At 60.6% G+C, this 23,501-nt stretch carries 24 protein-coding genes; 5 read left to right on the top strand and 19 right to left on the bottom strand.

Annotated features, from left to right (window positions below):
- Nucleotides 1-376: 376 nt before the first annotated feature.
- Nucleotides 377-3,571 carry a ribonuclease E gene (gene rne, locus M1D78_RS06965; protein ID WP_437419929.1) on the top strand — a complete coding sequence of 1,065 codons (3,195 nt, stop codon included), beginning with the start codon at nt 377-379 and terminating at the stop codon, nt 3,569-3,571.
- Nucleotides 3,572-3,674: 103 nt separating this feature from the next.
- Here rne and murB read toward each other — a convergent pair whose 3' ends face one another.
- The 8 genes from murB to M1D78_RS06925 all read right to left on the bottom strand — a co-directional run bounded on the left by murB (nt 3,675) and on the right by M1D78_RS06925 (nt 10,503).
- Nucleotides 3,675-4,694, bottom strand: coding sequence for a UDP-N-acetylmuramate dehydrogenase (gene murB / locus M1D78_RS06960; RefSeq protein WP_437419930.1), 1,020 nt, complete (start codon nt 4,692-4,694; stop codon nt 3,675-3,677).
- Nucleotides 4,691-5,155 carry a low molecular weight protein-tyrosine-phosphatase gene (locus tag M1D78_RS06955; RefSeq protein ID WP_437419931.1) on the bottom strand — a complete coding sequence of 155 codons (465 nt, stop codon included), beginning with the start codon at nt 5,153-5,155 and terminating at the stop codon, nt 4,691-4,693. The genes murB and M1D78_RS06955 overlap by 4 nt, the downstream gene beginning before the upstream one ends.
- Nucleotides 5,152-5,922 carry a 3-deoxy-manno-octulosonate cytidylyltransferase gene (gene kdsB, locus M1D78_RS06950; protein ID WP_437419932.1) on the bottom strand — a complete coding sequence of 257 codons (771 nt, stop codon included), beginning with the start codon at nt 5,920-5,922 and terminating at the stop codon, nt 5,152-5,154. The genes M1D78_RS06955 and kdsB overlap by 4 nt, the downstream gene beginning before the upstream one ends.
- Complete coding sequence (locus M1D78_RS06945) at nt 5,919-6,104, bottom strand: Trm112 family protein (RefSeq protein ID WP_437419933.1); 186 nt, start codon at nt 6,102-6,104, stop codon at nt 5,919-5,921. The genes kdsB and M1D78_RS06945 overlap by 4 nt, the downstream gene beginning before the upstream one ends.
- Before the next feature lie 43 nt (nt 6,105-6,147).
- The gene (gene lpxK / locus M1D78_RS06940) at nt 6,148-7,152 is read right to left on the bottom strand and encodes a tetraacyldisaccharide 4'-kinase (RefSeq protein WP_437419934.1); all 1,005 of its coding nucleotides are present in this window, start codon (nt 7,150-7,152) and stop codon (nt 6,148-6,150) included.
- Nucleotides 7,152-7,580 (bottom strand): ExbD/TolR family protein, encoded by a 429-nt coding sequence (locus tag M1D78_RS06935; protein WP_437419935.1) that lies wholly within the window; start codon nt 7,578-7,580, stop codon nt 7,152-7,154. Before M1D78_RS06935 ends, lpxK begins: the two co-directional genes overlap by 1 nt.
- Nucleotides 7,577-8,209: a MotA/TolQ/ExbB proton channel family protein gene (locus M1D78_RS06930; protein WP_437419936.1), complete on the bottom strand. Its 633-nt coding sequence runs from the start codon at nt 8,207-8,209 to the stop codon at nt 7,577-7,579. Before M1D78_RS06930 ends, M1D78_RS06935 begins: the two co-directional genes overlap by 4 nt.
- Before the next feature lie 71 nt (nt 8,210-8,280).
- The gene (locus M1D78_RS06925) at nt 8,281-10,503 is read right to left on the bottom strand and encodes a DNA internalization-related competence protein ComEC/Rec2 (RefSeq protein ID WP_437419937.1); all 2,223 of its coding nucleotides are present in this window, start codon (nt 10,501-10,503) and stop codon (nt 8,281-8,283) included.
- 153 nt (nt 10,504-10,656) lie between these two features.
- Here M1D78_RS06925 and M1D78_RS06920 point away from each other — a divergent pair, with 153 nt between their 5' ends.
- The gene (locus M1D78_RS06920) at nt 10,657-11,172 is read left to right on the top strand and encodes a DUF2062 domain-containing protein (protein ID WP_437419938.1); all 516 of its coding nucleotides are present in this window, start codon (nt 10,657-10,659) and stop codon (nt 11,170-11,172) included.
- A gap of 2 nt (nt 11,173-11,174) precedes the next feature.
- Here M1D78_RS06920 and M1D78_RS06915 read toward each other — a convergent pair whose 3' ends face one another.
- The 3 genes from M1D78_RS06915 to M1D78_RS06905 are packed head-to-tail and all read right to left on the bottom strand — an operon-like array spanning nt 11,175 to nt 14,372.
- Nucleotides 11,175-12,422, bottom strand: coding sequence for a lipoprotein-releasing ABC transporter permease subunit (locus tag M1D78_RS06915; RefSeq protein WP_437419939.1), 1,248 nt, complete (start codon nt 12,420-12,422; stop codon nt 11,175-11,177).
- On the bottom strand, nt 12,422-13,117 hold the full coding sequence (lolD, locus tag M1D78_RS06910) for a lipoprotein-releasing ABC transporter ATP-binding protein LolD (protein ID WP_437420378.1): 696 nt from the start codon (nt 13,115-13,117) through the stop codon (nt 12,422-12,424). Before lolD ends, M1D78_RS06915 begins: the two co-directional genes overlap by 1 nt.
- Nucleotides 13,118-13,124: 7 nt before the next feature.
- Complete coding sequence (locus M1D78_RS06905; protein WP_437419940.1) at nt 13,125-14,372, bottom strand: lipoprotein-releasing ABC transporter permease subunit; 1,248 nt, start codon at nt 14,370-14,372, stop codon at nt 13,125-13,127.
- Between the two features lie 97 nt (nt 14,373-14,469).
- On the opposite strand from M1D78_RS06905, the gene M1D78_RS06900 reads away from it, so the two are divergent.
- Genes M1D78_RS06900 through M1D78_RS06890 form a run of 3 tightly spaced genes read left to right on the top strand, consistent with a single transcriptional unit; the run spans nt 14,470 to nt 16,082 of the window.
- Entirely contained in the window at nt 14,470-15,042 is a 573-nt protein-coding gene (locus tag M1D78_RS06900; RefSeq protein WP_437419941.1) for a PilZ domain-containing protein, read from the top strand.
- A gap of 2 nt (nt 15,043-15,044) precedes the next feature.
- Nucleotides 15,045-15,338 (top strand): phosphodiesterase, encoded by a 294-nt coding sequence (locus M1D78_RS06895; protein WP_437419942.1) that lies wholly within the window; start codon nt 15,045-15,047, stop codon nt 15,336-15,338.
- An 18-nt stretch (nt 15,339-15,356) separates the two neighbouring features.
- Nucleotides 15,357-16,082, top strand: a complete 726-nt coding sequence (locus M1D78_RS06890; protein ID WP_437419943.1) for a glycerophosphodiester phosphodiesterase — start codon at nt 15,357-15,359, stop codon at nt 16,080-16,082.
- A gap of 115 nt (nt 16,083-16,197) precedes the next feature.
- On the opposite strand, the gene sthA is transcribed toward M1D78_RS06890, so the two are convergent.
- The 8 genes from sthA to M1D78_RS06850 form a co-directional block, all read right to left on the bottom strand.
- Nucleotides 16,198-17,592 carry a Si-specific NAD(P)(+) transhydrogenase gene (gene sthA / locus M1D78_RS06885; RefSeq protein WP_437419944.1) on the bottom strand — a complete coding sequence of 465 codons (1,395 nt, stop codon included), beginning with the start codon at nt 17,590-17,592 and terminating at the stop codon, nt 16,198-16,200.
- A gap of 141 nt (nt 17,593-17,733) precedes the next feature.
- Nucleotides 17,734-17,964 (bottom strand): (Na+)-NQR maturation NqrM, encoded by a 231-nt coding sequence (gene nqrM, locus M1D78_RS06880; RefSeq protein WP_437419945.1) that lies wholly within the window; start codon nt 17,962-17,964, stop codon nt 17,734-17,736.
- Nucleotides 17,961-18,986 (bottom strand): FAD:protein FMN transferase, encoded by a 1,026-nt coding sequence (locus tag M1D78_RS06875; RefSeq protein WP_437419946.1) that lies wholly within the window; start codon nt 18,984-18,986, stop codon nt 17,961-17,963. The genes nqrM and M1D78_RS06875 overlap by 4 nt, the downstream gene beginning before the upstream one ends.
- A gap of 1 nt (nt 18,987) precedes the next feature.
- On the bottom strand, nt 18,988-20,214 hold the full coding sequence (gene nqrF, locus M1D78_RS06870; protein WP_437420379.1) for an NADH:ubiquinone reductase (Na(+)-transporting) subunit F: 1,227 nt from the start codon (nt 20,212-20,214) through the stop codon (nt 18,988-18,990).
- Between the two features lie 12 nt (nt 20,215-20,226).
- Nucleotides 20,227-20,835, bottom strand: coding sequence for an NADH:ubiquinone reductase (Na(+)-transporting) subunit E (gene nqrE, locus M1D78_RS06865; RefSeq protein ID WP_437419947.1), 609 nt, complete (start codon nt 20,833-20,835; stop codon nt 20,227-20,229).
- Nucleotides 20,835-21,509 carry an NADH:ubiquinone reductase (Na(+)-transporting) subunit D gene (locus M1D78_RS06860; RefSeq protein ID WP_437419948.1) on the bottom strand — a complete coding sequence of 225 codons (675 nt, stop codon included), beginning with the start codon at nt 21,507-21,509 and terminating at the stop codon, nt 20,835-20,837. Before M1D78_RS06860 ends, nqrE begins: the two co-directional genes overlap by 1 nt.
- Entirely contained in the window at nt 21,506-22,294 is a 789-nt protein-coding gene (locus tag M1D78_RS06855; RefSeq protein WP_437419949.1) for a Na(+)-translocating NADH-quinone reductase subunit C, read from the bottom strand. The genes M1D78_RS06860 and M1D78_RS06855 overlap by 4 nt, the downstream gene beginning before the upstream one ends.
- Nucleotides 22,287-23,498, bottom strand: a complete 1,212-nt coding sequence (locus M1D78_RS06850; protein WP_437419950.1) for an NADH:ubiquinone reductase (Na(+)-transporting) subunit B — start codon at nt 23,496-23,498, stop codon at nt 22,287-22,289. Before M1D78_RS06850 ends, M1D78_RS06855 begins: the two co-directional genes overlap by 8 nt.
- Nucleotides 23,499-23,501: the final 3 nt, after the last annotated feature.

The raw sequence follows: 23,501 nt of genomic DNA, 5'->3' as shown, positions 1-23,501 counted from the left end.
ACCGAAACAAGCCTTGAAGACATGATGCGTGCCCCCGATGGGGAATCGCGAAATCGACAACCCGCTCCCGGATTCTGCGAGCGGCACCCGATTTTCAAAGTATGAGTGTTGGGTGGAGATGCACAGCCACCGGTTGCGTAGCACAGGCTTTCGCAGACGCATCATTTCGTCCGCAACCGTTTGCTGATTCCTCCTCCCGAACCATTGCAGCTGTTTCGGCAGCATGCAGGAGACGTCGTCGCGACGCTGGCCTTGTCGGCCTCACATCGCTGGACACTGGAGTGCCTCACAACCATTCCTGACTCACCTGACACCGACCGCGAGAGTCGTGTGTGCCGAGCGTTGTTTCCGCCTCACTGGAAACCGACGGTACAACATGAAAAGAATGCTAATTAACGCAACTCAGCCCGAAGAGTTGCGTGTCGCACTGGTCGACGGCCAGCGTCTGTTCGATCTTGATATCGAATCTGGCGCACGCGAACAGAAGAAAGCGAATATCTACAAGGGCAAGATCACTCGCGTCGAGCCGAGCCTCGAAGCCGCTTTCGTTGATTTCGGCGCCGACCGCCACGGCTTTTTGCCGCTCAAAGAGATTTCCCGCGAATACTTCAAGAAAGCGCCTGAAGGCCGGGTCAACATCAAGGATGTTTTGAGCGAAGGCCAGGAAGTTATCGTCCAGGTCGAGAAGGAAGAACGTGGAAACAAGGGTGCAGCCCTTACTACCTTCATCAGTCTGGCCGGTCGCTACCTGGTCCTGATGCCGAACAACCCTCGCGCCGGGGGCATTTCCCGCCGCATCGAGGGTGAAGAGCGCAACGAACTTCGCGAAGCCCTCAATGGCCTGGACATTCCGGCAGACATGGGCCTGATCGTACGGACAGCCGGCCTTGGCCGGTCCAGCGAAGAGCTGCAGTGGGACCTGGATTATCTGCTGCAACTCTGGGCCGCTGTGAAGGAAGCCTCGCAGGACCGCGCAGCGCCCTTCCTGATCTATCAGGAATCCAACGTCATCATCCGCGCCATTCGCGATTACCTTCGCCAGGACATCGGCGAAGTGCTGATCGACAGCGTGGAAGCGCAGAATGAAGCACTATCCTTCATTCAGCAGGTCATGCCTCAGTACGCCAGCAAGATCAAGCTGTACGAAGACAGCGTTCCCCTCTTCAACCGCTTCCAGATCGAAAGCCAGATCGAGACCGCCTTTCAACGTGAAGTGAAGCTTCCGTCCGGCGGCTCTATCGTAATCGACCCGACCGAAGCGCTGGTGTCTATCGACATCAACTCGGCGCGCGCCACCAAAGGCGGCGACATCGAAGAAACGGCACTGCATACCAACCTCGAAGCCGCCGAGGAAATCGCTCGCCAGCTGCGCCTGCGCGACATTGGCGGCCTGATCGTCATCGACTTTATCGACATGACGCCAGCCAAGAACCAGCGCGCTGTCGAGGAAAAGGTACGTGAAGCCCTCGAGGCCGACCGTGCACGCATCCAGGTCGGTCGCATCTCGCGCTTCGGCCTGCTGGAGATGTCCCGCCAACGCCTGCGGCCATCTCTCGGCGAAACAAGCGGCATTGTCTGCCCACGCTGCAACGGCCAGGGCATCATTCGCGACGTCGAATCGCTCTCGCTCGCCATCCTTCGCCTGATCGAAGAAGAAGCCCTCAAAGACCGTACCGCCGAAGTCCGCGCCCGCGTGCCCTTCCAGGTCGCCGCGTTCCTGCTCAACGAAAAGCGCAACGCGATTACCAAGATAGAACTGCGCACCCGTGCTCGCATCTTCATCCTGCCGGACGATCATCTGGAAACCCCGCACTTCGAGGTGCAGCGCCTACGCGACGACAGCCCGGACATCATCGCTGGCCAGGCCAGCTATGAGATGAGCCCGAGCGAAGCCGAAGAAGCCCAACCAGTCAGCGCCACCCGCACGCTTGTTCGCCAGGAGGCCGCAGTCAAGACCGCGCCGCAGCGTACCGCGCCCGCCCCGACTCCGACACCTGTGCCGACCGCCTCGGTCGCCGTTCCGGCCGCGCAAGAACCCAGCCTGTTCAAAGGTTTGGTCAAGTCACTGATTGGCCTGTTCGCAGGCAAGCAGGAAACGCCCCAGGCAGAAACCGAGAAGAAGCCCGCCAACGGCGGTAATCGCTCGCAGCGCAATGATGAACGCCGCAGCGGCCGCCAACAGAACCGCCGCCGGGACTCGCGCGCCAATCGCGACGAAGAGCGCAAGCCGCGCGAGGAGCGCGCCCCGCGCGAAGAACGCCAAGCTCGTGAAGAGCGCCCAGCACGCGAAGAGCGCCAGCCACGCCCACCGCGTGAAGAGCGCAAGCCACGTGAACCGCGCGAAGCCCAGCCTGATAACACGGATACCGCACCTCAGCCGCAGGCTCGCCGCGAGCGCACGCCACGCGAAGATCGCCAGCCTCGCGAAGAGCGTAAGCGCGAGCTCCGCGCCCCGCTGGATGAAGCGCCACAGGCTACCCCCGCTCCGGTCGCTGAAGAAGCCATCGAGCGCAAGGCGCGCCCGCCACGCGAAGAGCGCAAGCCTCGCGTGGAGCAGGCGTTAGCCGATGACGGGCTGCAGCAGAACGAAGAGTCTCTCGAAAATAGCCAGGACGATCAGGACAATGCCGAGGGCAGCGAACGTCCGCGTCGCCGTTCCCGTGGTCAGCGCCGTCGCAGCAACCGCCGCGACCGCCAACGTGATGCCAACGGCAACGAGATCGAAGAGGAAGGTGAAGCCACCGCTGCGAATGTCGCTGAAGGCACTGAAAGCCATGCGCCAGTGAAGTCGGAGCAGGTTGCGATCGCCGCCACCGCTGCGGCCTTGGCGGCGAACACTGCGGATACCGAGACGCCTGCTGAGCCCGCCCCAGAGCAGACGCCTGTCGCCAGCGAACCGGCTCCAGCCGCTGCCCAGGCTGTTGAAGCGCCATCCGCTGACGAAGAGATCCAAGCGCCAGCGGCCACCGACATCAGCGAAACCAAGCAGGAAGTACGCGCCCCTGCACCGGCGGTAACCGTCGAGCCTGTCGCGCTGCCCGCGTCCAGCGAGCCTGCAGGTGACGCGCCAGCCGAACCGACACCCGCTGCTGAACCGGCCACGCCCGTGTCAACGCCATCGGGCCGCGCACCGAACGATCCTCGCGAAGTTCGCCGCCGTCGCCTGGAGCAGGAGCGGCTTGCCAAAGAAGCTGCCGAAGCGAAGGCAAAAGCGGACGCTGAAGCCAAGCTGGCCGCCGAACAGCCGCTGGCGAGTCCCGAAATCGTAGCTGGCGATGCGCAGGAACCGTCGGCAGGGACACCAGAGCAGGCACCGGCCACCTCGTTCACGCCAGAACAACGTCAACAAGCGCAAGCAATCGAGCAGCCGTTGACGGTGGACGAACCCGGAGCCGAGCCGACGCTGAGTGAACAAGGCAGAGTAGCCGAGATCATCGAAGCGCCAGCGGCGAGGGAAGCGGCGGAGCAAGCACCAGAGGAGCCAAAGGCACCGGCCGGTGACGACGACCAGCAGGTCGAATCTCCCGCCGAGGCCGATGATCAGGACAGCGTGCGCAAGCACCAGGACTGATCAAGCCCTTGCAAGCAAAAAGGGATGCCTCGCGGCATCCCTTTTTTGTTTTCGCGACACATGGAAATGGAAAATGTCGATAGCGATCTACCGCCGCTCTGCATCAGAGGACGTTCGGTTCGATCTCGAGTTGCACGCCAAAACGCTCGGAGATGTCAGCCTGTATCCGCCGAGCGAGCTGCAAAACCTCCATCCCTTCTGCGCCGCCGTAGTTAACCAACACTAGGGCCTGGTGCTCATGAACGCCGACCGCGCCATCGCGAAAACCTTTCCAGCCCGCCCTCTCGATTAGCCAACCAGCCGCCAGCTTCAGCTGACGGTTCGGCTGCGGATAGGCGACCAGATCAGGAAAGCGCTCACGCAGCGTTTCCGCAACTGCCTGGCTGACCACCGGATTCTTGAAAAAACTGCCGGCATTACCGAGGACCGCCGGATCGGGCAATTTTGCGCTACGCACCGCGCACACGGCGCGACCGACGTCTGAGGGCGTTGGTGTCTCGATGCCCTCCTGCTGCAAACGTAGACGAAGCGGCCCATAGTCCAGCCTGAGCACTGGTGTTCGTCTAAGCGTGAAACGGACACGCAGGATGATGTAGCGATCAGGTTCGCGCTTGAAAATGCTGTCCCGGTAATCGAACTCGCAGTCGCTCAGTTCGAAATCGCGCAGTTCGGAGGTTTGCCTGTCCATTGCGGTCAATCCGGCAAACACATCCTTGATTTCCACGCCGTAGGCGCCGACGTTCTGGATCGGCGACGCGCCGACTGTGCCTGGAATCAGGCTTAGGTTCTCAAGTCCCCCGAGGCCCAGCGCGAGGCAGTGCCCTACAAAAGGATGCCAGGGTTCGCCCGCCTCAGCCTCAACCACAACTTGATCACCGTCATCGGACAGAATTCGTATGCCCCGGCTCGCCATCCGCAGGACCATCGCATCGACGTCGCCAGTCAGGACAAGGTTGCTGCCACCACCAATGACGCGCAACGGCAGGCTGAGTTCGCGCGCCTCAGCGATGGCGTCACGCACATCCGCATCGGACCTAGCCTCGGCGTAGCGAGCCGCGGACGCATCGATACCGAAGGTGTTGAAGGGCTGCAAGGAACGGTCGGTTTCGATCGACAGGCTCACAGGCGGCTCCTGGCTTCATCGAGCAGCCCTTCGGCAGCCTGCTCAACCAATTCCAACATATGATCAAAACCCTCTGCCCCGCCGTAATAGGGATCCGGGACTACTTCTTCATCGACACCGTAGCGCCTAAGTAGCAGATCGACTTCTGCGGTCGCGTCGCTTGGACGTATTGCTTGCAAGAGGGCCAGATTGTCGTGATCCATTACCAGAATCAAATCGAATCGATGAAAGTCGTCACGCGTCACCTGCCTCGCGCGAAGGCTTCGAAGATCATAGCCACGGCTCGCTGCTGCCTCGCACGCACGCGGATCTGGCGCTTTGCCAACATGCCAGCCGCCCGTACCAGCCGAGTCGATAACGATACGATCATCGAGACCTGCCGCATCGACCCGAGCACGAAAGACCGCTTCGGCAGTAGGGGAACGGCAAATGTTCCCCATGCAAACGAACAGTACCCTCACCCCTGCGCCCCCAGGAGTTGCCGGAGGCGCTCGAGATCCTCGGGGGTATCAACGCCCGCTGGCGGCGCCTCGACAGCATCGTCGACATGAATGCGGACCCCATTCCAGAGCGCCCGTAACTGTTCGAGGCATTCGGTGTTCTCCAGCCAGCAAGGTCCCCAGCCGACGAAGTCCTGAAGAAATCCGGCACGGTAGGCATAGATACCGATGTGACGTCGATACGGCACGTTCACCGCAAGCATGGAACGGTCTTGTGCGAACTCGTCACGAGCCCAGGGCAGCGGCGCGCGACTGAAAGTAAGCGCAAGCCCGTTGATGTCGGCAAGCACCTTGACCACGTTCGGATTGAACAACGCACCGGCGTCTTCGATAGGCTCAGCGAGAGTTGCAATAGCCGCCTCGGGATGACCTGCCAGATTCTCTGCGACCTGGTTGATTACGGCCGGCGGAATCAGCGGCTCGTCGCCCTGCACATTGACGATGATTGCGTCGCTCGCAAGCCCAAGCACTCGCGCCACTTCAGCCAAACGATCGGTCCCCGAGTTGTGCTCGGCGCTGGTCAGAACCGCATCGGCACCGAACTCCTTGCACGCCGCCATAATGCGCTCGTCATCAGTGGCGATCACAACGCGCTCAGCGGCGCTGCGGCAGGCCTGCTCCCAAACGCGGCGGATCATCGGCTTGCCAGCTATATCCAGCAGCGGCTTGCCTGGCAGGCGGCTCGATGCATAGCGAGCAGGAATGACGACAGTAAAAGGTGCACTCATTTGTCCAAGCGCTCATCGACATCCAGCGTACGAGCCTCACCCTCGAGCATCACTGGAATCCCTTCACGCACCGGGAATGCCAGGCCATCGGCCTTGCAGATCAGTTCAGACTTGTCATCAGCGAGCTTCAGTGGGCCTTTGCAAAGCGGGCAAGCGAGAATATCGAGAAGTTTGGTGTCCATGCGCAGTCCTTGAAAGCAGCCGACTGCGTTGCAGGCGAGCGGCTTATGGGTGATCGGGCAGTAGCCGATCCAACTGAGCGTCAAACCAGGCAACAAAGGCTTGGGAAGGCTTGGCCTGTACCTGCAGATAGCACCAGCCGGAAGGCGCGAATGCCCGGCATTTGACCGCGTCCTTCTCGGTCATCACCAACGGCAGCGAAGGGCTGAATGTCAGCTGCTCGAGGCTATAGCGGGCGTGATCGGCGAACGGATGCGGAATCGGCCGCCAGTGTAGCGCCTCGAGCGTAGCGAAGAAACGCTCCGGATTGCCGATACCAGCCACTGCATGGAGCGATTGCCCCGGCGGGAAATGATCCAGCGGCCAAGCCTGCAAGGAAGCTAGTTCGACCAGACTCGAGGGCTGCAAGGCAAAGCCGTAGCCCTCCTTGCAATCGCTGGTCGCCCCGTTCAACAGTACGGCATCGACCGCCTCGAGGCGTTCAACAGGCTCACGCAACGGCCCCGCTGGCAAGCAGTGCCCATTACCCAGCCCGCGCGCGGCGTCGATCAACACCAGCTCAAGGTCTCGGGCAAGTTGATAATGTTGAAGTCCATCATCGGACAGCACCAGGTCAAGCGGCTCGGCGGCCAACAGGCACTGCACGGCTCTCGCCCGGTCAGGATCGATCATCAGCGGAACGCCCGTGCGCTGGACGATGAGCAAGGGTTCATCGCCCGCTTCACTGGCGGTTTGTTCGGCTTGCACTCGCCAGGGCAGCGAAGGTGGCTTGGCTCCATAGCCACGGCTGACGACCCCAACCCTCAAGCCACGACTTCGGCAGTGCTCGATCAACCAGAGGATCATCGGCGTCTTGCCAGTACCGCCAACCGTGATATTGCCTACGACGATGACCGGAACTGGCGCCTTGTACGAAGGGGCGGCTCCGTCCAGGAAGCGCTGTCGGCGTCGCCGGGCTACGTGGCGGTACAGTGCCTCGAGCGGCCTTAACACCGAAAGGGCGGAATGGCCCTGGTACCAGGCGCGCTGGAGACGATCAGCGAACGACATCAGGGCTCCGGCTGCGCCTCGACGGTGGTGATACGCAGATGGGCGAAGCCCAGCTTGCCGGCGGCATCCATGGCAGTGATGACAGCCTGGTGTGGGCTTTTCCCGTCGGCACTGATGATCATGGGCAAGCTGGTGTCGCCTGCAGACTCCTTGGCCAGTGCGGCCATCAGGGTATCCAGATCGTGCTTGATCAGGGCCTTGCCATTGAGCGAGAACGTACCGTCGACGTCGATCACCACTTCGAGCTGCTTCTTCTCCGCCTGATCCGGTGGGGTACCGCTGGCCGCTTCGGGCAAGTCAACCTTCAACTGCGTTTCGCGAGTAAAGGTGGTGGTTACCACGAAGAACAACAGCAGAATGAAGACCACGTCGATCAGCGGTGCCAGCCCGATATCGACGTTATCCCGCACCTTGCGTCGAAATTTCACGCTTTGCCCTCGCCCAGATCGACGTCACGGTCGCCCTGCACGACTTCGACCAGCTTGATAGCCTCCTGCTCCATACCGACAACCAACTCCTCGACCCGGCGTAGGAGGAAGCGATGGAAGAACAGCGCCGGAATGCCCACCATCAGCCCTGCTGCCGTCGTGATCAGCGCTTTGGAGATACCTGAAGCTAACAGCGGAGCGTTGGCCATCCCCGAGCCCATGAAGGCGCTGAAAATCTCGATCATGCCCAGCACCGTTCCCAACAGCCCGAGCAGAGGCGCAATGCCGGCGATGGTTCCAAGAGCATTCAGATAGCGTTCGAGGTTGTGGATGACGCGCGCCGCCGCTTCCTCGATGCATTCCTTCATGATTTCGCGGCCATGCTTCGAATTGGCCAGGCCGGCTGCAAGGATCTCACCCAAGGGCGAATCGGCTCGCAGCTCCTTGAGCTTCTGGTTGCTCAGCTTCTTTTCCTTTATCCACTTCCACACCTGGCCGAGCAGATGCGGAGGGGTGACGCGGCTGGGCCGCAAAGTCCAGAGGCGCTCGGCAACGATGCCAGCAGCCGCGATGGAACAAAGAATGATTGGCAGCATAATCCAGCCACCTGCTTTGACCAGCTCCCACACGAGACGAATCCCCCACTAAAAAGTGGCGCCACTCTAGCATAGGGTCGGCAGGCCGCCGACGGCGCGGGTTCTCATTTTTCCCGCCAGAATCGCTGCTCGTCGCGGGATGTTGAGACGGGCTCGAAACGCCCAAGCGACAAGCGCAACGCACCCGATAGCGCCGTGTCATGGATACGTGCACCTGCTTGAGCCAGACGCGCCACAACGTCGGCATGTGGATGGCCAAACGCATTATGGTAGCTGCGAGAAATGAGCGCCTCGCTGGCACCGACCGCGTCGAGCAAGGCTGCCGAAGATGAGCTGCGGCTGCCATGGTGCGCGACCAAAAGCCACCGAGCCTGGATCGGCATCGTACTGCCCACCAGCGCCCGTTCGGCGCCGGCATCGATATCACCGGTCAGCAACAGGCGCTCCCCGTTCGCCTCTATGAGCAGCACGCAGGACGCTGCATTGCCCTTGCTCGCATTCGAATGCCATAAGCTGAAGCGTACTTCATCCCACTCCCATTGCTCACCCGAGCGGCACGGCTCGGCACCGAGAGGGGCCGGGAGTCGCCCAGGTTCGCCGCTGATGACCCGCCTCGGTCCCAGCCCCCGCTGGATAGCTTCTGCCCCTCCGGCATGATCGCTGTCGGCGTGGCTCAACAGCATTATGTCGAGCCCCGTGACACCCAACCCGCGCAACGACGGGAGCACGACACGCTCACCGATGTCGAATTCGCCATGGCGGGGTCCGGCGTCGTAGAGCATCGCGTGCTCGGCGGTACGAACCAGCACGGAGAGCCCCTGCCCTACGTCGAGTACCCAGACTTCGGCCTCACCGATGCCCGGCTTTTCAACAGGCGGGAAAAGCAACGGTGCCAACAGCAGCCAACCCAACGCCCGCGACGGTACACCGGCGGGGAGCAGAACGATCAGCGTACCCAGCATGACCATCGCCCATGCCCAGAGCGGCATGGCCGGCGCCAGCCACGCCGGCTGCCAGGCCGCGAGTAGCCCGAGCACTTCGAACAGCAGTGAGATCAGGCCACCAGCGATCCAAAGGAGCGTTTCACCTATCCAGGGAATCGCCAGCAGCAACGTACCCAACAGGGAGAGGGGCACGACCAACAGGCTCACCAACGGTACGGCGAGCAGGTTCGCCAAGGGAGCGGTCAGGCTCACCGGCAAGCCCAGAGCCAGGAGAATCGGCAGCAAACCGAGAGACATGCTCCACTGTGCGCGGCCGAGCGTATGCCACCAGGGCAGCACGCCCAAGCGCCAGCGGAACACCAGCGCCAAGAAGGCCACCGCCAGAAAGGAGAGCCAGAACCCAGACTGCAGGGCAACCAGCGGGTCGTATAGCAAGACCGCATTCAACGCGATCAAAAGCGGCAACCAGACACCCAGGTGACGAAAGCGCAAGCGCCACGCCAGCACCAGCACCACCATCAGGCAGGCACGCTGCACGGGTACGTCGAAACCGGCAAGCCAGCCGTAGGCCAAGGCGCCGAAACCGGCCAGCAAACAAGCGCAAGGTAGCCATGGCAAGCGAGCCGGCCAGAACCCGACCCGCGACAGGAGGGCAACGAAACCGTAGAGCAGCCCGGCGAGCATGCCGACATGCTGGCCAGAGATGACCATCAGGTGGACGGTGCCTGTGGCCTGTAACACCTGCCAATCTGTCTGGGACAACCCACTGTCATCACCGACGACGAGCGCCGCGATCACCCCGGAGCGACCCTGCGCAGGCACCTGCCGCAAACGCTGCCTGAGGGAATCCCTCCAACCGCTGGCATATGGCGGGGAAGCGCGCAACTCGCCGGCCTTGACCGTCCCGGTAGCACCGACCCGGTGGGATAGCAGCCAGGCTTCGTAATCGAACGCATGCGGATTAACCAGCCCACGGGGACGCTTGAGCGTTGCTGCCATACGCCATCGTTCACCCGATCGCAGCGACGGTCCGCCGTACCAGGCAAGCCGAATACGCGTCGGCAGCCCCGCATGTCGGGAGGTGACCTGCTCCAACTCGAACCGCACCACGGCACCCTGGGTGCTGGGCAGCCCGACCACGGTGCCCTCGACCCAGAACGTTCGGCCGTCGAGCCCGGGAGGTAAACGATCGTCCAACGACCGATACGCCTGCAAACACGCCCAGCCCAGACCTAACGCAAGAAACGCCACCAGCCACAGGCGAGTACGCAGCAACGCCAGACCAAGGAGCAGCAGTGACGCAACACCCCACAGCGGAGGTAGTTGAGGTAGGAAACGCAGCAAAAGCAGGCCCGCTGCAAGCGACAGCAATGCTGAACGCATCTGATCTCCCGGATTCCGTTCCAAGGTAAGCCCGCCAGGCTCACCGTGCGACCTCCTGTCGCCTGTCGACAGTAGCAGCTGTTACAAAATCAGCGCCCAGCGACGCTTCTCGTTTCAGGCATAATCGCCCGCTCAGCCTGCCAGAGAACCTTCATGCCGCGTCGTTTTTTCAAACGCTACATGCCGCACCCGGACCGTATTAAGGCCAATAAATCCCTGCGCTTTCTCGGCACGCTGATACATGATCCCAACCTGCTGCATCTCAACCGACACTCGGTGGCCCGCGCGATGGCGATCGGTTTGTTCTGGGCCATGATCCCGATGCCAATGCAAATGCTCGTCGCCGCGCTGTGCGCCGTACCGGCCAGGGCCAACCTGCCCATCGCCGTTGGTCTGGTTTGGCTGACCAACCCCCTGACCATGCCGCCTGTTTTCTATTGCAACTACAAGGTGGGGGCCTGGTTGATGGACACGCCCGTCTCGCCCATGCCGATGGAGCTCAGCCTAGCCTGGGTAACCAAGATGCTGGAAAGCCACTGGCAGCCGCTATTTCTCGGCTCGCTCGTCGTGGGGATCGGCGTGGCCGTATTTGGCTATGTCGCGACACAGGCGTACTGGCGCTGGTGGGTGGCGCGAAACTGGCGCAGGCGCCAGCGATCGCGCCGCTAGGCCTATTCGTAGCGCAGGGCTTCGGCCGGCTGTGTCTGGGCCGCGCGCCAAGCGGGATAGAGCGTCGCAAGGAAGCTCAGCAGCAAGGCCGCCAGTGTCACCAGCACGACATCTTCAAGACGCAATTCGGATGGCAGCGTGTTGATGAAGTAGACGTCCGAGCTGAAGATGTGCTGCCCGGTGACGCGCTCCAACCAGCCGACGAGCGCGCTGACGTTGAGTGCCCCCATGACGCCAAGCACGGTGCCGATGAGCGTCCCGGTCAGACCGATGATGCTGCCCTGTACCATGAAAATGGTCATGACCTGGCGTGGCGTTGCGCCCAACGTCCGTAGAATCGCGATATCAGCCCGTTTGTCAGCGACCACCATGATCAGCGTCGCAATGATGTTGAACGCGGCCACCGCAACGATCAGCAATAACAGCAGGCCGATCATGGTTTTCTCCATCTTCATCGCGCTGAACAAGCTGCCCTGAGTCAGCGACCAATCACGCGCGCCATATCCCTCACCCATCATCGCCACCAGCTCACCCGCCACCTCTGGAGCTCGGTAGAGATCGGCCAGCCGGACCCGGACGCCCTCGACCTGCTCGGCATTCCACTTCTGGATGCGCGCGGCATCGGCACGATGGATCATGGCCAGACTACCGTCCAGTTCAGCACCGACCTTGAACACGCCGACCACGTTTAAGCGCTGCATGCGCGGCGTGATCCCACCCGGCGCATCGCTAAGCTCCGGCACGATGAGCGTCAGCTTGTCGCCAATCCTCAAACCGAACCGACGCGCCGTCATCAGGCCGATGATGACGCCGGACTCACCGGGACGAAGGTCGTCCAGACGCCCTCCAACCATCTTCGATCCTAAGATCGAGACTTGCGTTTCGGCCTGCGGATCGATCCCGTTGATCTCGATGGGCTGCATGTTGCCCTTGAACGACAACATCCCTTCGAGCTGGGTGACCGGCGCCGCGCCCAAGACCTGAGGATGGGTATCGAGTCGCTCGGCTATGGCCCGCCAGTCGTCCAGCGGCTGCCCTGCCCCTGTAACTACGGCGTGAGGCACCATCCCGAGGATGCGGTTGCTCATCTCACGCTGAAAGCCGTTCATCACCGAAAGCACCATGATCATCGCCAGCACCCCAAGCGCCAGACCGATCATGGATGTCAACGAGATGAACGAAATGAAGTGATTACGACGTTTGGCGCGCGTGTAGCGGCTGCCAATGAAGAGGCTCAAGGGTCTGAACATCACGCCTCCACCAGGCGACCATCTTCGAGGCGCAGTACCTTGTCCATCTGCCCGGCGAGCTGTGGATCGTGTGTCACGACCAGAAACGCGGTACGCAACGACACGCTCAGTTCGAGCATCAGGTCCTGTATGCCCTGTGCCGTATGGTGATCGAGGTTCCCGGTGGGCTCATCCAGCAGGACCAGGGCCGGCTGGTTCGCCAGCGCCCGGGCAATGGCCACACGCTGGCGCTCGCCGCCGGACAGCTCGGCGGGTTTGTGGGCGAGACGATGCCCGAGGCCGACGCGCGAGAGCAGTTCGCTTGATCGGCGGCGCGCTTCGGGGATCGGCACCTTGCCGATCAGCAACGGCATGCAGACGTTTTCCAGCGCGGTGAACTCGGGTAGCAGGTGATGGAACTGATAAACGAATCCCAGCGCACGGTTGCGCAACAGACCGCGATCCTTCTCGCTCAACGCGGACAGCTCCTCACCGGCCAGCCAGACGCTTCCTTCGCTGGGCGTGTCGAGACCACCCAGGAGGTTGAGCAAAGTACTCTTGCCGGAACCAGAACTACCGACAATGGCGACTCGCTGGCCCGGGTAGAGCTCGAGCTGCAGATCAGACAGCACACTGACCGACTCGGGGCCTTGCTCGTAGCGTTTGCCGAGGTTGCGGCAGCTGAGCACCGCCTGTTCCGGTGACCACTCGTTCATAACCAGCTCACTCATAACGTAGCGCCTCGGCCGGTTGGGTACGCGCTGCGCGCCAGGCCGGGTACAGGGTGGCGAGAAAACTCAGGACAAGAGCTGCGACACAGACCTGGACGACATCCGCCGTCATCACCCGAGACGGTAGATAGTCGATGAAATAGACATCGGCGTTGAGAAATTTATGGCCGATCAGGCGCTCCAGGGCCGCTATCCACCCGCTGACATTCAGCGCAGCGAAAATACCAAGCAGCGCCCCTACCAGCGTGCCGACGACGCCAATCACAGTGCCCTGCACCATAAAGATCGCCATGATCTGCCGTGGCGTCGCTCCCAGCGTCCGCAGGATGGCGATATCGCCCCGCTTGTCGGTGACGACCATCACCAGCGTCGAAATGATGTTGAACGCAGCGACGGCGACAATCAGCAACAGCAGCAGGCCGATCATGGCCTTCTCCATACGAATCGCCTGGTAGAGATTGCCGTGCGTTCGGGTCCAATCACGCGAGTAGAAATCCTCGCCGAGACCGCCCGCCAGTTCCCAGGCGATTCGCGGCGCCTGGAACAGATCGGCGAAGCGCAAACGCAATCCCTGCACCTGGTCAGGCCGCCAGCGGTGCAGCCGAGCCAGATCCGATATGTTGGCCATCGCTACGTGGCCGTCGATCTCGCCAGCGCCGACATGGAAGATGCCTTGCACAGTGAAACGCTTCATGCGGGGAAACACGCCAGCGGGCGTGACCGAAACCTCCGGCGCGACGAACGTCACCTTGTCGCCAACGCCGACGCCGAGCTTACGTGCGGCATTATCGCCCAGCACGATGCCGAACTCGCCGGGTTCGAGCGCTTCGAGCGAGCCTTCCTGAAAGAACTGCCCGATGATCGAAACCTGCCCTTCAAGCTGCGGGTCAACCGCATTGATCAGGGTCTTGCTGACCTGGCCTTGGTTGGTCAACAACCCCTGCATCTGAATGAAAGGCGCCACCGCTTCGACCTGGGGATGCGCTGCCAATCGTTCGCCCAAGGTACGCCAGTCGTCGATCGGCACCGGGCTTTCGATCGTGGCATGCGGGACCATGCCCAGCACGCGCGTTCGCATTTCATGATCGAAGCCGTTCATCACCGAGAGAACGACGATCATCACCAGCACACCAAGCGCCAATCCGATCATGGACGTGAATGAGATGAAGGAGACGAAGAGGCTGCGACGTCTGGCGCGTGTGTAACGCGCCCCGATATACACGGACAGCGGTCTGAACATAAATCGACGGGTTCGCTTTCGCTGACGAGGAACAAGCTGAATGACGCGGCAACGCAGGCTGATACAATCAAGCCATCACTGCAGCCCAGGGACTGACATGCCTACCGAAGACATTGAAGATCGACGCGAATACTATCGCATCGAGGACGTCATCGCACTGGAAATCCTGCCTCCGGACCGGGCTATGACAGCCGTTCAGGGTGGGTCCGAAAAATTGTTCGACCTGCTCGCCGAACTCAATCAACTGGAGTTCGAGGCGCAGCATCTGATACGCCAGATTAGCGAACGTAACCGCACCCTGGCGAGCTATCTCAAGGTGCAGAACAAGCGTATCGATCTCGTTGGCCAGGCGCTGGCTCAGACGCTGTTGAACGACATCGACTCGACACGAGAGGTAATCCTCTCAGAAGGCGGCATCAGTTTCGTCCATGATCAACCGCTGCAAGAAGATTCGATCTGGCTACTCAAGTTCATGCTGATGCCGCAGGGGCTTGGCATGCTGCTGCGAGCGCGGATTGCCAGCTGCCAGGCAATGGGTGACGGACGCTTCACCATCGGTACGTCTTTCGAAGCGCTGACTGATGCACAGCGACAACTCCTGGCGCGCCATATCCTGCAGAAACAGGCGACACAACGGCGCCTGGCTAGAGAAACCCTGCAAGGAACCTGAACATGCGCTTCCTCCCCTCTTTGATCGCTCTTCTGCTCTGCACTGCAGCCAACGCCGAGGTCGTCCGAATACCGGTCGGCCAGCAAGGACTACCGAATATCGAGATGCCCGCCCGTGGGGATTCAAAGAACCGGGTATTGGATCACTTTGGCCTCGCGGACGAAGAGCATCCAGCCGTCGGCCGGCCTCCGATCACCCGGTGGGACTATCGGGAATTTTCGGTCTATTTCGAAGGCGACCGGGTCATCGACAGCGTTCGACACCGTCAACCCGTCACCGCGGGCCAGCACCCCTAGTACAGCGAGAAACGTATCGTGACACTCATCTATGGCCACCGAGGCGCCAAGGGCGAAGCCCCCGAAAATACCTTGATCGGTTTCAAGCGATGCCTTGAGGACGGCGTGCGCCGTTGCGAGTTGGACCTTCATTTGTCGAAGGACGGCGAGCTGATGGTGATTCATGACCCCACTCTCAAACGCACGACCGGTCGACGCGGCAAAGTCGCCGAGCAGGAGGCCGACAACCTGGTCCGCTATGACGCACGCCAGGGCGGCCCCGGCTGGAAGCAGCCCTGCCCCATCCCGCGCTTGGCGGAGCTCTTCGAAGAGTGTGACTTCGAGCACTGGCAACTGGAAGTCAAGAGCGCCTCGCGCGTACGGGCCGCACGCTCGGTACAGGCGATCCGGGCGCTTGCCAACCACTACGGTTTGCTTGACAAGATTACCGTCACCTCCGGCTCACGCGAGGTGCTCAGGGCGCTCAAGCGGCTGGCACCAGAGCTTTCATGCGGACTGGTCGCGGAGTACGCCTGGCTCGACCCGATCAAGGTGGCCAAGCAATACGGGTGCGAATACCTTGTCCTGAAATGGACATTGTGCACGCCGGAACGCATCGCCAAGGCGCAGCAGCATGGCTTGCACGTCTCGGTCTGGACGGTCAACGAGCCTGCGCTCATGCGCAGACTCTCCGACTTTGGCGTAGACAGCCTGATCACCGACTACCCTGAACTGGCGGTCAGCACCCTGCGCAGCAGGGGCTGAACCGGACCAGTCGCATGGAGGCGGCTTGCGTACCTGAACTAGAAACTTTCCCGGTTGGGCCAGCGCCACGTCCGGGGATCATCTCCGACCGGCTCAGGCCACCGGTCGGAGCCGCTCAAAAAAGCCGGTTGAGGCCGTCGAACGCGGCGACGCGATAGGCTTCGGCCATGGTCGGATAGTTGAACGTCGTATTGATGAAGTACTTGATGGTATTGGCTTCGCCGGGCTGGTTCATGATTGCCTGACCGATATGGACAATTTCCGAAGCTTGGTAACCGAAGCAGTGCACGCCCAGCACCGCCAGGGATTCGCGGTGGAACAGGATCTTCAGCATTCCAACCGGCTCGGCCGATATCTGCGCCCGGGCCATGCTCTTGAAAAATGCCTTGCCAACTTCGTAAGGAATCTTGGCCTCGGTGAGCTCACGCTCGTTCTTGCCGATCGAGCTGATCTCCGGGATGGTGTAGATGCCAGTCGGAACGTCATCGACGAAGCGCCAGCTGTCGTTATCCACAATACTTCCCGCCGCGGAGCGGCCTTGGTCATAAGCCGCACTTGCCAGTGACGGCCAACCGATCACGTCCCCCGCCGCATAGATATTGCCGACGTCGGTACGGTAATGCTCATCGACATGGATCTGCCCGCGACTGTTCACCTTCAGCCCAATGTTTTCGAGTGCCAGCTTGTCAGTATTACCGGTGCGACCGTTGCACCAGAGAAACGCATCTGCCTTGATCTTCTTGCCTGACTTGAGGTGCAGGATCACCCCGTTGTCGACACCCTCCACACGCTCGTACTCCTCGCGATGGCGAATCAGTACATTGTTATTGCGCAAGTGATAGCTCAGCGCATCGGAGATCTCGTCGTCGAGGAAACTAAGCAGCTGGTCACGGTTGTCGATGAGATCGACCAGCACGCCAAGACCACTAAAGATCGAAGCATATTCAGAACCAATGACGCCTGCTCCGTAGATGATCAACCGACGCGGTGTGTGACTAAGGGTCAGGATGGTGTCGCTGTCATAGATGCGCGGGTGCGTGAAATCGATGTCGTTCGGGCGGTAGGGACGTGAGCCTGTCGCAATGATGAACTGGTTTGCTACAAGCTTTTCGACCATACCATTGGCACTGACGACCTCAACGGTCTGCTCATCGGCAAAGCTCGCGGTGCCGAAAAAGAGGTCGATTCGGTTACGCGCGTAGTAACCGGTGCGCGAGGTGACCTGCTTGGCAATAACGCTTTCAGCGCTTTTCAGTACATCTGGGAAGGAAAACCAGCGCGGTTCGCCGATCTGCCGAAACAAGGGGTTGGTGTTGTATTGCATGATCTGCCGCACCGAATGGCGCAGCGCTTTCGACGGAATGGTGCCGAGGTGAGTTGAGTTGCCGCCAACATGGGGGCGGCTGTCGACGACCGCTACCTTGCGCCCCGCCTTGACCGCGTTCATTGCGGCCCCTTCTCCGGCAGGTCCGGAACCCAGTATCACCACGTCGTAGTTGTAAACCGCCATATTCACCCCTGACGCGGCAGGCATTACTGCCGCAACTATCAAAAATCGATTGATTCAGGCAACGCTTGTGCGCCAACACAAGGACATGCCAGCGCATCGCGATACGCCTCGATCACTGGAGGCGATGATTCGAGCCAAGGCTCAGCGTCTGGTCGCGTCGTATGCGAGATCTGCTTTAGCGCCCTGCTTCGCCTGTTCGTTCACTTCCTCGCATTTCTCGCGGCTGCCGCCACAGATCGAACACTCTTTCTCGATCCCAAGATTGGCGATGCCACCACAGGAACCTGCGATAGGCTTGCGCCCCATGATCACGCCTATGGCCATACCAAAGACCACCAGCAGCATGATCATGAATACCAGTAACCAGGTCATTGCTCTGCTCCCGCACCGAACAACCCGTCGAAGGCGCCGGTGCTCTTACTGATGAATTCCTGCCCTTCGTGAATCACGAAGAACGCCGCTAAATCCCGCTCGGACGCGTAAGCCAAGCCACGCTCGGGTCCAAGGACCATGAGCAGGGTAGACAATCCGTCCGCCATCAAGGTCGATTCATTCACGACCGTCACCGCAGCCAGCCGATGCTCGATCGGTGCGCCTGTCTGCGGGTCGAGCGTATGCGAGTAGCGTTTGCCGTCACGCTCGAAGTAGTTGCGGTAGTCTCCAGATGTCGAGACGCCCAGGCCGTCCAGCTCGATGATCCGCTGCGCCACGCGCTCATTATCGTGCGGCGCTTCGATAGCCACGCGCCAAGGCATACCGTCGGGCTTGTGACCTTGAGCCCTCAGTTCACCTGTGATCTCGACCAGGTAGCTCGTCACGCCCGCAGCCTCCAGGTTGGCAGACACCCTGTCCACCGCATAACCGGCAGCGATGCTGTTGAAGTCGACTTGGACGGCTGCGTCCTTGCACAGCTTTCCACCTTCGACGCGAAGGTGATGCTGCCCGACGATCTGCATGGTTTCTGCAATCTGCTCTGCTGTCGGGACCACTTCGCCCTTGCCCTGTGGACCGAAGCCCCAAAGGTTGAGAAGTGGCTCTACGGTCAGGTCGAAGGCACCCTTACTGTCTTCCGACAGCTGCCGCCCGACCTGGACCAGCTCGAGCACACCCGCAGGCATTGCGCTACAGGTGCCCGCTGGTAAAGCATTGAAGGCCTCGATGTCAGAGTCCGCACGGTAGGTCGACATCTGTTTGTCGATATCCGCCAGGATGACCTCGGTGTCCCGTTGCAACGTCGCCCTGTCCGGTGTCCCAGAGCCGGCCACGTATTTCACGGTGTACGTACTGCCCATCGTCGGGCCAGAGAAGCTTTCGAGCTTGTCTTGAAAAAGACAGCCCGTCAGGGCTGTCGCAAGAGCGACAACGATGACGGGCCGTAGTGACGCAAGAACCATGCTATCCGCCGAAGTCGTCAAGCAGGATGTTTTCCGGTTCGACGCCAAGGTCGGTAAGCATCTTGATCACCGAGGCGTTCATCATGGGCGGGCCGCACATGTAGAACTCGCAGTCCTCAGGTGCCGGATGGTCCTTGAGGTAGTTCTCGTACAGCACGTTATGGATGAAGCCGGTCGGCCCTTCCCAGTTATCTTCTGGCAGCGGGTCGGACAGCGCCAAGTGCCACTTGAAGTTTTCATTCTCGGCCTGGAGCTGGTCGTACTCGTCGACATAGAACGCTTCGCGCATCGAGCGCGCACCGTACCAGAAGCTCATCTTGCGCTTGGACTTCAGGCGCTTCAGCTGATCGAAGATGTGCGAGCGCATCGGAGCCATGCCCGCGCCGCCGCCGATGAAGACCATTTCGGCGTCTGTGTCCTTGGCGAAGAACTCACCGAAAGGACCATATACGGTGACCTTGTCGCCCGGCTTGAGACCGAACACCCAGGACGACATCTTGCCCGGTGGCAGCTCGTCACGCCCCGGCGGCGGCGAAGCCACGCGGATGTTGAACTTCACGATGCCCTTTTCTTCGGGGTAGTTGGCCATCGAATAGGCGCGAATCGTGGTTTCGTCGACCTTGGAGACATACTTCCAGAGATTGAACTTGTCCCAGTCGCCGCGAAACTCCGGCTGGATATCGAAATCCTTGTAATTGACGGTGTGCGGTGGGCATTCGAGCTGTACATAACCACCCGCGCGGAAGTCGACATTCTCGCCTTCAGGCAGGCGCAGCGTCAGCTCCTTGATGAAGGTGGCCACGTTGGGGTTCGACGCCACCGTGCATTCCCACTTTTTCACGCCGAAGACTTCTTCCGGGACCTCGATCTTCATGTCTGCCTTGACCGGAGTCTGACAGGACAGGCGCCAGCCTTCCCCGGCTTCGCGGCGGGTGAAGTGCGACTCCTCGGTCGGCAGCATCTCACCACCGCCGCTTTCGACGACGCACTTGCACTGAGCGCAGGTACCGCCACCGCCGCAGGCAGATGAAAGGAAAATATTGTTCGCGGCCAGGGTTTGCAGCAGCTTGCCGCCAGCCGGAACGGTAATGGTGCGTTCACCATTGATCTCGATGTTCACATCACCGCTGGAGACCAGCTTGGCGCGCGCCGCGAGGATGATCACTACCAGCGCGAGCACGATGGCGGTGAACATGCCGATGGCGAGGAAAATTTCGTAACTCATCAGTTCATCCCGTCCTTACAGCTGTACGCCAGAGAAAGACATGAAGCCCAGCGACATCAGTCCGATGGTGATGAAGGTGATCCCGAGCCCCTGCAAACCATCCGGTACGTCGCTGTACTTGAGCTTCTCGCGGATGCCGGCCAGCAACGCGATCGCCAACGCCCATGACAAACCGGAGCCGACACCGTACACGGCGCTCTCGGCCAGGTTGTAATCACGCTCGACCATGAACAGCGTGCCGCCCATGATGGCGCAGTTAACGGTGATCAGCGGCAGGAACACACCGAGCGCGTTATAGAGGCTCGGCACGTACTTATCGAGCGTCATTTCGAGGATCTGCACGATGGCGGCGATAACGCCAATGTAGCTAAGCAACCCAAGGAAACTGAGATCGACTTCGGGCAGGCCGGCCCAGGACAGCGCACCGGCTTTCAGAAGGTAGGTGTAGATCAGGTTGTTGGCCGGCACGGTGATGGCTTGCACCACGATTACCGCGATGCCTAGACCGATCGCCGTTTCGACCTTCTTCGAAATTGCGATAAAGGTACACATGCCGAGGAAGAACGCCAGGGCCATGTTCTCGATGAACACGGCGCGGACGAACAGGCTGATGTAATGCTCCATTAATAAGCCTCCTTGTTCGAGACTTGCGGGGCCATCTTGAAGGAAGGCTTCTCGACCTGCTCCCTCTTCCAGCTGCGAATGCCCCAGATGAACAGGCCGATAAGGAAGAAGGCCGAAGGCGGCAGCAGCATCATGCCGTTGGGCAAGTACCAACCGCCGTCGTTGACAACCGGCAGGATGGTGTAGCCCATCAGCTTGCCGGCGCCGAACAACTCTCGGATGATCCCCAGAGCAATCAGCATAGCGCTGTATCCCAGGCCGTTACCCAGCCCATCGAAGAACGACAGCATGGGCGGATTCTGCATAGCGAATGCTTCGGCGCGGCCCATTACGATGCAGTTGGTGATGATCAGACCAACGAACACCGAAAGCTGCTTGGACAGACTGAAGGCATAGGCTTTCAGGACCTGGTCGACGAGGATTACCAGCGAAGCGATGATCACCATCTGCACGATCATGCGGATCGAACCCGGGATCTGGCTGCGGATCATCGAGATGAACAGGTTGGAGAATGCCACTACCAGCGTCAGCGCAACGGACATGACCAACGCTGTCTTTAGGTTGGAGGTAACGGCCAGGGCCGAGCAGATCCCGAGGATCTGCAAGCCGATGGGGTTGTTGTTGAAGACCGGATTGAACAGGACTTCCTTAATAGTGGGTTGCGACATGATCAAGCCTCCCCATCGCGTAGGTTAGCGATAAATGGACCGAAGCCGTCTTCACCCAGCCAGAAGCGCAACAGGTTGTTCACACCGTTACTGGTCAGGGTTGCACCGGCCAGTGCATCGACCTGGTGGTCGGCACGCGGACTTTGCGGATCGACGCCACCCTTGACCACCTGAATGGCCAGCTTGCCGTCGTCGTTGAAGAGCTCCTTGCCCTGCCACTGGCTACGCCATTTCGGGTTATCGACCTCGCCGCCAAGACCCGGGGTCTCGCCGTGCTGGTAGAAGCCCAGGCCTTCCACAGTGTTTAGGTCGCCCTTGACCGCGATGAAACCGTACAGCGTGGACCAGAGCCCATAGCCACGAATGGGCATGATCAGCGTATCGATCGAATCATTCTCTTCGACGATATAGACAACGCTGTACCGCTCGCGCCGCTTGATCGAGGCGATATCTTCCTCGCTTGGCAACGCTTGAGACAGCTTTGGGTCCTTTGCCGCGACCAGTGGGTCGAAGCTGTTCGGATCGAACTCATCGCTGAACTCGCCGGTTTCCAGATCAACCAGGCGAGCCACAATCCGCTCGCTGTACAAGGTCTTGACCTGATTGGCCGACATGCCGACCTCACCGAGACCGGCGATTGCCAGGATACTGCGCTGCTTGTCCAACTGGCGGTTTTCAAGCTGAGTCGGGCGAAGCGCGACCGCTGCGCCGGCAACAAATACCGAGCACACCAGGCAGACCAACAGGGCCACTACCAGCGTACGGGCAGTGGATTCTTTTTGACTAGACATTGCGTGCCAGCCTCCGCTTGATATTGGCCTGGATGACAAAATGGTCAATCAAGGGTGCACAGAGGTTGGCGAACAGGATCGCCAGCATCATGCCCTCCGGGAAGGCCGGGTTGACGACACGGATCAGCACGACCATCACACCAATGACGATGCCATAGACCCATTTACCGGTATTGGTCATGGCCGCCGATACCGGATCGGTAGTCATGAAGATCAGGCCGAAAGCAAAGCCACCGACCGCCATGTGCCAGTACCAAGGCATGGCGAACATCGCGTTGCTGTCGGAGCCGATGAGGTTGAACAACGTGCTGAGCGCGATCAGACCGATCATGGTGCCCGCGACGATACGCATCGAGGCAATCTTGGTTGCCAGCAGTACCGCACCGCCGATGAAGATCGCCAGGGTGCTGGTCTCGCCGATCGAACCGTGGATGGTTCCAACGAAGGCATCCATCCAGGAAATCCCGCTCTGCACGACATTCTCGATGCCGCCAGCGAAGCTCAGGCTCAGGGCCGTAGCACCGGCGAAACCATCGACTGCGGTCCAGACCGCGTCACCCGACATCTGCGCCGGATAAGCGAAGAAGAGGAAGGCACGCCCCGTCAGCGCTGGGTTGAGGAAGTTCTTGCCGGTACCGCCGAAGATTTCCTTGCCAATCACGATACCGAAGCTGATGCCTAGCGCGACCTGCCAAAGCGGAATGCTCGGGGGCAGCGTCAACGCGAACAGCACGGAGGTGACGAAGAATCCTTCGTTGACCTCGTGCTTACGGATCGAGGCGAACAGGACTTCCCAGAACCCACCAACGATAAAGGTGACCGCATACACCGGGAGGAAGTAGGCGGCGCCCTGTATGAAGTTATCCCACAGGCTGTTCGGGTCGAAGCCCGCCAGTGCACTGATCAGCGCCATGTGCCAGCCCGCCTGAGCGGCGAGCAGATCCGGGTTCTGCGCGTAGATCAGGTTGGCCTGGTAGCCGGTGTTCCACATGCCGAAGAACATCGCCGGGAATGTGCAGAGCCAGACGGTGATCATCATCCGCTTGAGGTCGATGCCGTCGCGCACATGGGCGGTGGTCTTGGTTACGCTGCCAGGGCGGTAGAGAAAGGTGTCAGCCGCTTCGTAAAGCGCGTACCACTTTTCATACTTGCCGCCTTTTTCGAAGTGATGCTCGATCTTGTCGAGGAATGCGCGAATGCCCATGCC

This window comes from Pseudomonas sp. SA195 (assembly GCF_054131565.1).
The sequence above is the reverse complement of the archived record's forward strand: the minus strand, read 5'-3'. Positions and strand labels throughout refer to the sequence as shown.